This is a genomic window from Weizmannia sp. FSL W8-1119 (assembly GCF_038008605.1).
Classification (GTDB): domain Bacteria; phylum Bacillota; class Bacilli; order Bacillales; family Bacillaceae_C; genus Weizmannia; species Weizmannia coagulans.
This window is the reverse complement of sequence record NZ_JBBOZL010000001.1, coordinates 2,614,454-2,628,081: the sequence shown is the minus strand read 5'-3', so window position 1 is coordinate 2,628,081 and position 13,628 is coordinate 2,614,454. Positions and strand designations below refer to the sequence as shown.

11 protein-coding genes are annotated in these 13,628 nt (G+C 44.0%); 9 read left to right on the top strand and 2 right to left on the bottom strand.

Annotation, left to right across the window (positions count from 1 at the left end):
* Positions 1-189 precede the first annotated feature (189 nt).
* The 4 genes from hsdR to NSQ19_RS12865 are packed head-to-tail and all read left to right on the top strand — an operon-like array spanning position 190 to position 6,804.
* Positions 190-3,402 (top strand): type I restriction-modification system endonuclease, encoded by a 3,213-nt coding sequence (hsdR, locus tag NSQ19_RS12880; protein ID WP_340702959.1) that lies wholly within the window; start codon positions 190-192, stop codon positions 3,400-3,402.
* Positions 3,403-3,435: 33 nt separating this feature from the next.
* Complete coding sequence (locus NSQ19_RS12875) at positions 3,436-3,876, top strand: hypothetical protein (protein ID WP_340702958.1); 441 nt, start codon at positions 3,436-3,438, stop codon at positions 3,874-3,876.
* 52 nt (positions 3,877-3,928) lie between these two features.
* Entirely contained in the window at positions 3,929-5,359 is a 1,431-nt protein-coding gene (locus NSQ19_RS12870) for a class I SAM-dependent DNA methyltransferase (RefSeq protein ID WP_029142667.1), read from the top strand.
* Complete coding sequence (locus NSQ19_RS12865) at positions 5,356-6,804, top strand: restriction endonuclease subunit S (RefSeq protein WP_340702957.1); 1,449 nt, start codon at positions 5,356-5,358, stop codon at positions 6,802-6,804. The genes NSQ19_RS12870 and NSQ19_RS12865 overlap by 4 nt, the downstream gene beginning before the upstream one ends.
* A gap of 95 nt (positions 6,805-6,899) precedes the next feature.
* On the opposite strand, the gene NSQ19_RS12860 is transcribed toward NSQ19_RS12865, so the two are convergent.
* Positions 6,900-8,246: a sigma-54 interaction domain-containing protein gene (locus NSQ19_RS12860; RefSeq protein ID WP_340702956.1), complete on the bottom strand. Its 1,347-nt coding sequence runs from the start codon at positions 8,244-8,246 to the stop codon at positions 6,900-6,902.
* Positions 8,247-8,411: 165 nt separating this feature from the next.
* Between NSQ19_RS12860 and NSQ19_RS12855 the strand changes: the two genes are divergently transcribed.
* The 4 genes from NSQ19_RS12855 to NSQ19_RS12840 all read left to right on the top strand — a co-directional run bounded on the left by NSQ19_RS12855 (position 8,412) and on the right by NSQ19_RS12840 (position 11,858).
* The gene (locus tag NSQ19_RS12855; RefSeq protein ID WP_340702955.1) at positions 8,412-9,623 is read left to right on the top strand and encodes an ornithine--oxo-acid transaminase; all 1,212 of its coding nucleotides are present in this window, start codon (positions 8,412-8,414) and stop codon (positions 9,621-9,623) included.
* Positions 9,624-9,899: 276 nt separating this feature from the next.
* On the top strand, positions 9,900-10,346 hold the full coding sequence (locus NSQ19_RS12850; RefSeq protein ID WP_013860456.1) for a GNAT family N-acetyltransferase: 447 nt from the start codon (positions 9,900-9,902) through the stop codon (positions 10,344-10,346).
* A gap of 103 nt (positions 10,347-10,449) precedes the next feature.
* On the top strand, positions 10,450-11,013 hold the full coding sequence (locus NSQ19_RS12845) for an FAD-dependent oxidoreductase (RefSeq protein ID WP_019721639.1): 564 nt from the start codon (positions 10,450-10,452) through the stop codon (positions 11,011-11,013).
* A gap of 371 nt (positions 11,014-11,384) precedes the next feature.
* Positions 11,385-11,858 (top strand): DUF523 domain-containing protein, encoded by a 474-nt coding sequence (locus NSQ19_RS12840; protein WP_026684082.1) that lies wholly within the window; start codon positions 11,385-11,387, stop codon positions 11,856-11,858.
* Between the two features lie 272 nt (positions 11,859-12,130).
* On the opposite strand, the gene NSQ19_RS12835 is transcribed toward NSQ19_RS12840, so the two are convergent.
* Positions 12,131-12,415, bottom strand: coding sequence for an SDR family oxidoreductase (locus NSQ19_RS12835; RefSeq protein ID WP_034768242.1), 285 nt, complete (start codon positions 12,413-12,415; stop codon positions 12,131-12,133).
* Positions 12,416-12,884: 469 nt separating this feature from the next.
* On the opposite strand from NSQ19_RS12835, the gene NSQ19_RS12830 reads away from it, so the two are divergent.
* A complete protein-coding gene (locus NSQ19_RS12830) occupies positions 12,885-13,475 on the top strand; it encodes a hypothetical protein (RefSeq protein WP_340702954.1) in 591 nt (196 codons plus the stop codon).
* Positions 13,476-13,628 lie beyond the last annotated feature (153 nt).

Genomic DNA, 13,628 nt, shown 5'->3' with positions numbered 1-13,628 from the left:
GGTATTTTGTACACCTTAAAGTTGAGCACAGTTGAAGACGCCATCACAGACTCTCTTTTACGCAAAAATAAAGGGGATATATGTTCAGCCACCCAGTATTTTGATTCAACCCAATGACAACGTTTCCCTGTGCGCCCAAAGTATAAATAGTTTGTTGTATAATAAAAGCAAAGTAAAAAGAAAACGGTGATGAAAGTGAAAAGCAACTTTTCATTTTTTAAAGGGAAATGGGATGTGCTTGCAAATTTGGGCGAGACGGCTGAGAGAAATATTTATCAGGATCCCCATACAACGATTATGAAACTTAGGTTGTTTGCCGAGACGTTGACCAAGTTCGTACTGGCAGCCGAAAATATCAAGGAAGCATACGGAACATCCCAAGTGGATCGTATCCATATGCTGCGCAGAGAAGGTTTGATTGAGCCGGAACTGATGGATATTTTTGAAACGCTGCGTCGCAAGGGAAACCAGGCCATGCACGAAGCCCTGAAATTTACAACAGAGGAAGCAAAAGCACTGCTGCGGCTCGCTTTTCGCCTGTCCATTTGGTTTATGGAAGTATACGGAGAATGGGATTTTCAAGCGCCGGAATACATAGAGCCGAAAGAGCAGAAGAAAGTTGATACGGAACAGCTCCAGCAGGAATACGAAGAGAAGCTGAAAAAGCTTGAAGACGAGTTAGAATCTATTAGAGCAAAAGCTTCTAAAGAAAATGCGGAAGAGAAAACGGAACGGAAAAAGAGAGCTGTAACCTTTATGCGCCGCCATGAGCTGACGGAAGCGGAAACACGTGCCATTATTGATGAGAAGTTGCGTGCCGCCGGCTGGGAAGCAGATACAACTTTGTTGAATCATTATACACATGGTACAGTGCCTGAAAAGAACCGGAATATGGCCATTGCGGAATGGAAAGTTGGCAAAGGCAGAGCGGATTATGCTTTATTTATCGGTTTGAAATTGGTAGGGCTCATAGAAGCAAAGGCGAAGAAAAAGACGATTCCGAGCGCGCTGGAAAGCCAGACAAAAGTTTATGCAAGACAAGTGCGTCAAATTGAAAATGAAGAGATTTTACAAACGCGAAATGAATATAAGGTGCCTTTCCTATACGCAACCAACGGCAGGCCTTTTTTAAGGCAGCTTCAAGAGGAATCGGGCATTTGGTTTTGGGATTCCCGTAAGCCGCTTGAACACGCCCGTCCGCTTGAAGGCTGGCACTCTCCCGATGATTTGCTCATGTTACTGAGCCAGGATGATGAGGATGCCAATCAGCGGCTTGAAGAAGAAAGCATCTCGAAATTCGGATTGCGCCCTTATCAGGAAAAAGCAGTGCTGGCAGCCGAAGAAGCACTGAAAGCCGGACAAAGAAGGATGCTCATCGCAATGGCAACAGGGACCGGGAAAACCCGTACCGCAATTGCGCTCATGTACCGGCTCATTAAATCGAAAAAATGCAGGCGCATTCTTTTTCTTGTCGACCGCAACTCACTCGGGAAACAAACGGAAGATGCCCTGAAGGATACTAAGATTGAAGGTTATTCATTCTCTGATATTTATGATGTGAAGTCGATCGGGGACATTTCACCGGAAGTGGCAACAAAAGTGCACATCGCAACGGTGCAAGGGATGGTGCGCCGGCTGTTCTACAGCAATGAAGAAAAAATTCCGAGCGTCGGGCAGTACGATTTTATTATTGTAGATGAAGCGCACCGCGGCTATACAAGCGACAGGGAAATGTCTGAAGATGAACTATTGTTCAGGGATCAAAACGATTATGTCAGCCAGTACAGGCGCGTTCTTGACTATTTTGATGCGGCCTGTTTAGGGTTGACCGCGACACCGGCGCTTCATACGACGCAAATTTTCGGCATGCCGATCTTTAAATATTCGTACAGTGAAGCGGTACTGGACGGCTATCTGGTTGACCATGAGCCGCCTTATGTATTCAAAACGGAACTTTCACAAGCGGGGATCACTTTTGAGAAAGATGAAGAAGTCGAAGTGTACGATGCGGAAAACGGCGAAATTCAATTAGAAAAAATGGAAGATACCCTTCATTTTGAAGTTGAACAGTTTAACAAAAAAGTGATCACCGAATCTTTTAACAGGGCGGTGCTGAATAAACTGGCGGATTATATTGATCCGTCCGGCAAAGAAAAAACACTGATTTTTGCTGCTACCGACCAGCATGCAGACCTGGTCGTCCGTTTATTGAAAGAGGCATATGCCGAACGCGGCGATGAGATAGAAGATGATGCCATTATGAAAATTACGGGGTATATTTATAAGCCGCTCGATGCCATTAAACGTTTTAAAAACGAAAGGCTGCCAAATGTTGTTGTGACGGTTGATCTGCTCACGACCGGTGTGGATGTGCCGGCCATTACGAATCTCGTCTTTCTGCGCCGCGTTCAATCCCGTATTCTGTATGATCAAATGCTCGGCCGCGCCACCCGCCTTTGCCCTGAGATCGGGAAAAGCCATTTTAATATTTATGATGCTGTTGGGATTTACGATAAACTTCAGCCTTATACAGAAATGAAGCCAGTCGTGAAACAGCAACATGATAGTATTGGCGAGCTGTACAAGTCGCTTGTGAACGCGCAAACGGAAGAAGAAGCCAAATTTTACCGCGATCAGTTGGGCGCAAAAATCCAGCGGCGCAAACAAAGGCTCAGTGAAGAAGCAAAACAGAAATTTGAAGAGCTGTCCAATGGCAAAAATATTGAAGACTGGGCGAAAGAAATTCAATATTACACGCCGCAGGAAGCAAAGCAAAACAGCCTCTTGTTTGAGTACATGGAAAATTACCGGACAGGTGGAGATAAACGCTATATTTCCAATCAGGCAGACCGGGTAACAGCAGTCATCCGGGGCTATGGTGAAGGGAATGAACGACCTGAAGATTACCTGGATGGATTTGTAAAATTTATTAAAGAAAATATCAATGAAATTCCCGCACTCCACCTCGTTTGCACGCGCCCGAAAGATTTAACAAGGCAGGACTTGCGTGAATTAATTACGATACTGGAGACGAAAGGGTTTAAACAATCCCACTTGCAAACGGCCTGGAAACAAACGAAAAACGAAGATATTGCGGCCGATATCATCAGTTTCATTCGCCAAGCTGCATTAGGCGAATCGCTTATTGACCATGAAACCCGGATCAGGCGGGCGATGCAAAAGGTGTACGCCCTGCATGACTGGACGCCGCGGCAGAAAAAATGGCTGCAGCGGATTGAAAAGCAGTTGCTGCAAGTTCCGGTGCTGGCGCCAAACCCGGAAGAGGCGTTTGGGGAAGAACCGTTCCGCAGCCAAGGCGGGTATAAGATTTTGAAACGCGAATTTGGTGATGAAATTGATAGGATTGTGGATACGATTAATGACAATCTATATGTGATATAAATACACCCAGTTCATCCAGCCGGATTTTGGCGGTTGGATGAACTGGGTTTCGTTGTTTTGAAAGGCCCGATATTTAAACCTTGCCGGGAAAAACTTGACACATACAACTTGATAGAAACATGGACTTTTTTAGGATTTTGCATATATAATTGTACATGTACAATTATGTATGCTACGGAAGTGATTGCATTGTTCCATAACCCCCTAATAGAAATTGAATTTGAAACAAGGCAGGAAAAAGAAGCTTTTATCAAATGGGTTTTGGAACCAAGTGTGCCATCAGAAGAGCGAAAATGCCTGAGTCAAATTCGGGAAAAACAAAAACAGTACAAATGCTGCAAAACCAATCCGTGCAAATTTTTCAAACCAAAAATGAACGAAAGTAAAGGCAGCCTATATCATATACAGGCAGAACCCAGCTCCTTTGAATGCAAGCTCCCAAAAAGTGACTGGGTTCTTTTCTTTGGAATATAGAAGGGCTTGTTTCATTGCAAGTAACATGTGCAGTAAAAACAGGAGGAGAAAAATGAACAACCAGGAAATCGTACAAAAGCTTTGGAACTTATGTAATGTTTTGCGGGATGACGGGATTACATATCAGCAATATGTGACGGAATTAACGTATCTGCTGTTTTTAAAAATGATGAAAGAACAAGAAAAGGAGTCTGCCATTCCGGAAGGCTATCGCTGGGATGACCTTGTGGCCAAGGAAGGAACGGAGTTAAAAACATTTTATCAGCATTTGCTGCTGCATTTGGGCACAAGCGGTAATGAAATGCTGCGCGATATCTACAGCGATGCAGCGACCAGCATTTCAGAGCCGAAAAACCTTGAAAAAATCATTAAATCGATTGATGCCCTCGACTGGTACAGCGCAAAAGAAGAAGGGCTCGGTAATCTGTATGAAGGACTGCTGGAAAAAAATGCGAATGAAAAGAAATCGGGAGCAGGGCAATATTTTACACCGCGCGTCCTGATTGATGTCATGGTGCAGCTGGTCGACCCGAAAATCGGCGAGCGCTGCGCGGATCCGGCAGCCGGCACTTTTGGCTTTATGATTGCCGCGGACCGTTATGTAAGACAGAAAACGGATGACTATTTTGACCTGGATCCGCAAATGGCGGAATTCCAGAGGAAGGAAGCTTTCTCCGGGATGGAGCTGGTAAAAGACACGCACCGTCTTGCATTAATGAATGCCTTGCTCCACAGCATGGAAGGGCGCATTGAGCATGGCGACTCTTTATCCAACAACGGGAAATGGATGAAAAATCTGGATGTCATTTTAACAAATCCGCCTTTTGGCACAAAAAAGGGCGGCGAACGGGTATCGCGTGATGACTTGACGTTTGACACATCGAACAAGCAATTGAATTTCCTGCAGCTGATCTACAATGCCTTAAAAGATGATGGCAAAGCGCGCGCAGCAGTCGTTTTGCCGGATAATGTGCTGTTTGAAAGCGGCGTTGGTGCGCAAATCCGCCGAGACTTAATGAATAAATGCAATCTGCACACGATTTTAAGGCTGCCGACCGGCATTTTCTATGCACAAGGCGTCAAAACAAATGTCCTGTTCTTTACGAGAGGAAAAACCGACCGGGACAACACAAAAGAAGTGTGGGTGTATGACCTCCGCACGAATATGCCGTCATTCGGCAAACGCAACCAGTTGACGATGGCGCATTTCGAAAACTTCATGAAAGCCTACGAAGCCGAAGACCGGTCGAAAGTGGAAGACGAGCGCTGGAATGTGTTCACACGGGAAGAAATTGCGAAAAAAGGTGACAGCCTCGACATCGGCCTGATCGCGGATGCGTCATTGTCCTCCTACGAAAACTTGCCAGACCCGGTTGAATCGGCAGAAGAAGCGATCGCAAAACTGCAGCAGGCAATGGATTTACTGGGCGAAGTGGTAGACGAACTGCGCGCTGTGGAAGCGGATGAGGTGGCTGTGAAGTGAGGAAGAAGCAAAAGACCATGGAGGAGTTATTGGAAGAAGCTTTGGTGCCGGAAAAAGAGCAGCCGTATGAAGTGCCGGGGAATTGGGTGTGGGTAAAATCAGGGTATATAGCAAAATGGGGATCTGGCGGTACACCCTCTCGAAAAAAAGAAGAATATTATAAAGGTAACATTCCTTGGATTAAAACAGGTGAGTTAAGAGATAACGTGATATTAGATTCTGAAGAAAAGATATCAGAAGAAGCGTTGAAAAAATCTAGTGCTAAGCTCTTTCCAAAGGATTCTGTCGCTATCGCTATGTATGGTGCGACTATTGGTAAACTGGGAATCTTGGGCATTGATGCAGCAACTAATCAAGCTTGTGCAGTAGGAGTTCCGCACTTCTTAATGGATAAAGATTTTATGTTCTACTATTTCTTCTATCAAAGAAAAACACTTATTGATTTGGGAAAGGGTGGTGCTCAACCAAATATTTCACAAACAATAATAAAAGATTTTCCTCATTTACTTCCTCCGTTAAAAGAGCAAAAAAGAATTGTAAATAAAATCAAGCAACTTTTAAGTAAAATTGACGAAGCAAAGCGGTTGATTGAGGAAGCGAAGGAAACGTTTGAACTTCGCCGGGCGGCTATTTTGGATAAGGCGTTTCGTGGGGAGTTGACGAGGAAGTGGAGAGAGGAAAATAAAAACATTGAAGATGCCGAGTCATTATATGTCAAAATAAAGGAATCTCAAAGTATACGGAGAAAAGTATCAAAGGAAATTAATATTAAAGACTTAAGGTATAGCATTCCATCAACTTGGAAATGGGTAAGATTAGGAGATGTCTTTACAATTACTTCTGGAGGCACTCCAAAAAGAACTATTCCAGAATATTACGAAGGAAATATACCATGGATTAAAACCGGTGAAATAAAATGGAATGCTATTAATGAAAGTGAAGAGCAAATTACTCCTGAAGCAGTTGCAAATAGTTCTGCAAAGTTGCTTCCACCAAATACTGTTTTGGTTGCTATGTATGGCCAGGGATTGACAAGAGGTAGAGCTGCTATTTTAAGTGTGGAAGCGACTTGTAATCAAGCTGTTTGTGCGTTATTGCCTAATGATTATATAGCACCAGAATTCATATTTTATTATTTTATGGAAGGCTATCAAAGGTTTAGACAGGTGGCAAAGGGAGGTAATCAAGAAAATTTGAGTGTCTCGTTAATATCAGACTTTATTTTTCCATTGCCGCCATTAGAAGAACAGAGAGTAATAATCACCACTTTACAAAATATATTTAAAAAAGAAAGTAAAATAAAAGATGTAATCAAAATAAATACAGACGAAATAAAACAATCCATCCTCTCCAAAGCCTTCCGCGGCGAGCTTGGAACAAACGACCCGACAGAAGAAAGTGCGATCGAGTTGTTAAAAGAAGTGCTGCAGGAACAAGTGAAATAAGCGTAATCATGGCAGGGGCTGTTTGTTGAGTCCCCTGCCTTTTTCTAACTGCCTGGCTAGAGGTGATCTTTGAAGCCGGCTGTGTTTTACACACGTCAAATCCCGAGCCGTTTCATCCGGTACTGGAGGCTTTGCCGGCTTAACCCGAGCTGTTCTGCTGCTTTTGATATATTCGACCCGTTTGCCTCCAGCGCTTCTAAAATACAATGCTTCTCGTATTCAAACAGCCGGTCTTTTAAAAGCGGTGATTTTTCCGCCGGCGAATTGAAGTGGCCGGACTGCCGGTACTGCATGGGCAGATGGCGGAGTTCAATCATGTCTTCATCGAGCATGACATTCATCGCTGCCTCAATCATATGCTCCAGCTCGCGTATATTGCCAGGCCAGCGGTACGACCGGAAGAAAGTGAGCACTTCCGGTGTGATCCCCCTGACATTCATTTGAAAAAGGGGATTGTATTTTTGAATAAAATGGCCGGTGAGAAGGGGCAAATCTTCCAGCCGGTCCCGTAACGGTGGGATAAACAGCGTCACGACACCAAGCCGGTAATACAAATCTTTGCGCAGCCGGTGATTTGCAATCGCTTCGTAAGGCGTTTCGTTCATGGTGGCGATCACGCGCACATCCACTGGCTTTTCCTGCGTGCCCCCGATCCGTTTTACTTTTTTCTCTTGCAGCACGCGCAAAAGCTTTGCCTGCAAATGAATGTTCAACGCATTGATTTCGTCGAGCAGAAGCGTGCCGCCGTCCGCCTGTTCGAACAGCCCTGCGCGGTCAACGGCCCCTGTAAATGCCCCTTTTTTCGTACCAAATAAGATACTTTCAATGAGATTATCGGGAAGCGCTGCACAGTTTTGCGTGATGAACGGTCCCCGGCTTCTTTCGCTTTCATAATGGATGTTCTGTGCAAACAACTCTTTTCCCGTCCCGGTTTCGCCGATAATCAGCACATAGGAGGAAGTACGGGCGGCGCGTCTTGCAAATTCAATGACTTCAGAAACTGCCTTGCTTTTTCCGATAATATGATGAAATGTGTAACCGGTATGGGGCTCATGGTTCCGGCGAATGAGGCGCTCGATTTTCGTAATGTCCTCCGCAATTTCAACAGCACCCATCAATTTCCCTTTATAATAAAACGGATACGTATGGTTGACGGAGGTGATTTCGCGGCCTTTATTGTTAAAATACGTCTGCTTGACAAGATGACTTTCTTCTCCGGTTTTGAGCGCCTTTAACAGGGTGCTTTCTTCACTGCTGCGGAAGCGGAAAACATCTTCCAATTTTTTATGCAGTACTTCACGGCTGTCCATCCCCTCAATATCCCGCATTTTTTGATTGTAAATCATCGTGCGCCCTTCTTCATCCACTGCATGAATGCCGGCATCGACGAGATTCATTATTGTTTCGTACAACGCGAGGAGTACATCTTTTGTTTCTTCCATGTTGTGTCCACCCCCTTCGATGATAAAAATTTTAAAATATTTTGCGGCTTTATGCAAAAATTTTTTGCATTTTCACTGAAAAAACCGCACGAAGGCCTTTTTTTCATGATGGCATTCTTTTTGCATATGAATGGATAGGGACATTGAAAAGAAGGGGGAAACAAAATGGCACAAGTAAAAGAGCAAGCGAAACAAGTAATTGAAAAAACGGAACAGTTCGGTGCGCATAATTATGCGCCGCTTCCGGTTGTCATTTCGGAAGCGGAAGGGGTGTGGGTGAAGGATCCGGACGGCCGCCGCTATATGGATATGCTGAGTGCTTATTCGGCACTGAACCAGGGGCACCGCCACCCGAAGATCATTCAGGCATTAAAAGACCAGGCGGACCGTGTGACGCTCACATCACGCGCGTTTTATAACGACAAACTTGGCGAATGGTACGAAAAAGTGTGCCAACTGACGAAAAAGGATATGGTGCTGCCGATGAACACCGGGGCGGAAGCGGTGGAAACGGCGGTCAAAGCTGCACGGCGCTGGGCATATGATGTGAAAGGCGTGCCGGACAATAAAGCGGAAATCATTGCCTGTACCGGAAATTTCCATGGCCGTACGCTGCTTGCGGTGTCGCTCTCATCGGAAGAAGAATATAAACGCGGCTTCGGGCCGATGATTGAGGGCATCAAGCTCATTCCGTACGGGGATGCGGAAGCGCTGCGGGAAGCCATCACTCCGAATACGGCAGCGTTCCTTGTTGAGCCGATCCAGGGGGAAGCTGGCATCAACATTCCGCCGGCCGGGTTTTTAAAAGAAGCAGCGGATATTTGCCGCGCGTCCCGGGTGCTTTTCATGGCAGACGAGGTGCAAACCGGGTTAGGCCGGACCGGCAAGTTGTTTGCGGTTGACTGGGAGGGTGTTACCCCGGATGTGTTCATTCTTGGGAAAGCGCTTGGCGGCGGTGTCATGCCGATTTCCTGTGTAGCTGCAAATAAAGAAATACTGGGTGTATTCAACCCGGGGTCGCACGGCTCGACGTTCGGCGGCAACCCGCTTGCATGCGCGGTATCGATCACAAGCCTTGAGGTGATTGAAGAAGAAAAACTGGTGGAACGCTCGCTCCGGCTTGGGCAGGTGCTCCTGGAGAAACTGCGTGAAATCGAGCACCCGTCGATTAAGGAAATCCGCGGCCGCGGCCTTTTCATCGGCGTGGAGCTCACGGAACCGGCGCGCTCCTATTGCGAAGCATTGAAAGAGGAAGGGCTGCTTTGCAAAGAAACGCATGAAAATGTCATCCGCTTTGCCCCGCCGCTTGTCATAACGGAAGAAGAGCTGGAATGGGCAATTGAACGGATCCGGAAAGTTTTCGAGGAGAAAAAATGATCAGGAGTCTGCTCTGCCAAACGGCGGGGCGGCTTTTTTAATTGGGAAGTATATAAGAGGCGCCCGCACATGCGAACTGTTTTTTGATGGCATGCCAAAAGTCACTATACATTGCCGGCAGGGCCACGCCATACATTCATTTGGGAAATCATATGCCGTTCGAGTGGGGTACTCGAAGGACATTTAAAGGTTTGTCTCCTGGGTAGCAAAAAGTATTTGAAAGCGGCGGTTCGCTTATGATTTGTCTTTCATAACCGTGATGAAGGAGGCGCAGCTATGGAATTCCGGAAAGCCCATCTTGATGATCTTCATCATTTAATAGAGCTTAGAAAGCAGCAGCAGGTTGCCCAGGGCATCGAACCAAAGACGGACATTGATGCCGATTTGGAAAAGTTTTTTCAAAAGAAATTAAAAGAAGGCTCCATGGTCCAATGGCTTGCGGAAGACGAAGGAGAAATCGTTGCTTGCGGGGCCGTCATTTTTTACGAATTCCCGCCGAGCTATGTGAATAAAAGCGGGAAGAAAGCCTACATTACAAATGTGTATACAAAAGAAGAATACCGCGGCCAGGGGATCGCGAAAGAATTGATGGGAAAACTGGTTGATGAGGTGAAAAAGGCCGGCATCTCCAACATCTGGCTTGGCGCTTCTGAAATGGGCAAGCCGTTGTATGAAAAATTCGGTTTCCAGGAAGTGGATGAATGGATGGAACTGCATTTATGATAAAAAAGAGAATGAGAAAAACCGGTAATCCGGTTCCAAAGTGTATTTTTTGAACTTCCCCATCTGCCGGTCTATACTTAAAATGGTAAGGGAGGAATGTACGATGTATGAAATTGCCATTATTGGAGCTGGTCCGGCCGGGGCAAGTGCCGCTATTTTTACGGCCAAAGCCGGGAAAAGCACGGTGCTTTTTGATGGCGGCACGAGCGCTACCAAGCGGGCTTTGCTGAAAAATCACTACGGTGTAACAGAAATAACCGGACCAGACCTGGTCGAAACCGGTAAAAAACAGGCAGCGCAATTCGGTGCCAAACTGGTCGACAAAAAAGTTGAATCGATTGAAAAAACGGAAAATGGTTTTACCATTAAAACAGAACAAGAGTCGTACGAAAGCAAATACGTTATTCTTGCAACCGGCATGATTGCAAGCCTCGGGGAAGCCCTTGGCGTCAAAACCAAACCGGCAACAGAACCACGCGTAAAAACCGTTTTTGCAGTGGATGCGCAAGGAAAAACGAATGTCCCGAATGTATGGGCATGCGGCACGGTTGCCGGCGTTTCCATGCACACGATTATCACAGCAGGCGACGGCGCTAAAGTGGCTGTTAACCTCATCAGTGAAATCGACGGCAAACGCTGGGTCGACCACGATGTTTTAGGAAAATAAGCCGTTGCAAACGAACCGGGCAAAACTCCGCCCGGTTTTCGTTTTCTTTATTTTTCAATGCGGGCTAGAACTGAAAAGAATTCGTCGCAGATAAGCATTCTGACATGCTTATTGTTTTTCCAAAATCAAACCACCCACTGCAAAGCCGGGCACTGGGGATGCAGCCGGTACACGCGAGATTCAGGCAATCATCAAACCTTTTTTGCGGAAAGCCGTCTTTCCCATCCATGGGAGGATTGTTAGATACGTTTTTTGGGAGAACTTGTCTTTGGTGTCATTTTGCTTTTTAGTTGGATCGGACCATTCAAAAGTGGTTTGAGAAACTAACCGATTTTTTTAATATTAACATAGTAAAATGGGGTTGAATATCAATGATTTTAGTTAGTTCATGTTTAGCAGGACTAGAAGTTCGTTATGACGGGAAACATTGCCTTCGTGACATAATCAAGAGGTTAGTAGATGAGAACCGCGCTATCACAGCTTGTCCGGAACTATTAGGAGGTCTTCCAATACCAAGGATCCCTGCCGAAATCATTCAAGGAGATGGCTTCGATGTATTGGATGGCCGGGCAAAAGTGGTAGATCGGTTAGGAAAAGATGTAACCGATATGTATATAAAAGGCGCATATGAGACATTAAAACTGGTACAAAAGATGAAGATCACAACTGTTGTGTTGAAAGAAAATAGTCCTTCATGCGGAAGTTCAATGATTTATAACGGTGAATTTAGCGGCAAAAAGGTACCCGGCAATGGAGTGACTTCTGCTTTATTAAAAAGAAACGGAATCAAAGTTATTTCAGATGTAGAGCTTACAGAGTTGGAAGAGTTGGAAGAAATGCTTTAATATCAAAAAAGGCACCTTTAAAGAACTAAAAGAAGAGAATAGTAAATTGCTCAACATTAGATTTTACGATTTTAGGCAGACACCCCCTTATGTATTGGAGGGATAAGTAGCTTTATTTTATGTAAAAAATTCCAAACTTTGTTAATTTGGAATTTCTCCCGGAAATTTATTCGTTCTGCACAAAAAAAGAAAAATCCTTTCCAATGAGGTTAGAAAAATCCCCTTGGAAAGGTTTATTCCGGTTTACTCACCATGGAGAATCTGACAAAAATTTATCTTGAAGTATAACCTGCATCCAAATGAATCGTTGTTCCTGTTACATAGGATGATGCGTCGGAAGCGAGCCAAAGATTTGCTTCGGCGATTTCCCGAGCTTGACCGAATCGACCAAGTAAGCTCAATAGCGGGGCATATTCTCCTTCCGTAAAACCGAACTGTTCAATAATCTTCATCAAATTCAGCAACCGGTTTGTCATAGGATAATATGAAAGTTCAATTAACAAAACAAATAAAAAAGACTTATTGAACATTGGAAAGCCCGCAAATGGTGATTTCAAGCAGTCTCTTTCCATGTGAAGGATTGATGGGTTTGTGGTAAGTCAAATTTTGTTGTATTGAAAAGTCTCTGGTTTGTGTTAGAATAGAAATAGCCATGAAATCACTCCCTGGATATTTGGTCGTACTTATATCTTAGCAAAGGAGTGGCTTTCACGGCTCTTTTTTTTTCAAAAAAAATCATCCTTTTCCGTTTTACAATATTTTCCACAGGAATGAGTAGCCTAATCTATTGAAACTCGCCCAAAGCCTCAAAAAGTGATAAAATTCTGGCACTTATAATAAGCAAATTTATCCTATTAAAATCAAAAACTCACAATTTCTTTTTGCATTTGTCATAATGTTCCTACAAACGTCTTCTTTCTTTAGTGGAATAAATCAACGACCTTTAATTGTCTGACTGCTTACAGTTTCAGGGGATATAGCATTTTGGCAAGGGCTCTCAATGAAAAAATCTTTAAGAGTGATAACATGAAACGAGGAATTTTGGGTTTATTAACAGCTGTCTTGCTAATTGTACTTGCATTTCCATCCAGCAGCCTTGCTGCAACACCAACTAGTAATAGAGGGGCTACACCTCAACTATCTGGCAATGAACCAACTTATACTTATTGGATACAAAGCGGGGATCCAAAATATATTAAAAAGAGTTTTGGAGGCTGGAGAGATGTAGGGGCGGCTGTACATGGACCAACAACCTTAGTACAAGTATATAAAGAATCTTCGTCAATTAGTGTGACAGCTTCTGCAGGTATCCCAGTTAAACAAATAGAGGCTGGATTATCTAGCGATTTTTCTAAAAAATATTCACTTACTACTACAACAAAAACAAAGATTCCAAAAGGAAAAAAAGGCCAATTTCAAGTAAGAAGTGTTTATAAATACTACAAAGTGATAATGGTTCAATGGATGGCAATGGACGGAAAAAGAAAAAAACAGGAAAAAAGAAGACAGTTACAGTTAAAAAGAAAACATCTCTTGAAAACAGAGTATTACTTAAAAACCCAAATAACTAAAAGAAATCAAATGGAGAAGTTGCTTCTCCATTTGATTTCTTTTTAAGGTGAATTTTTTGCATCTCTATATTAAGATGAACGAAGTATCATGTGATTTGAAAAATTATTTAGAAAGGTTTACTTATAATTCCAAAATATTCCACTATCTTTTCTATTGAATTTATAGTAAAATAAACTGTTAACGCATAGAAAGGAGGCA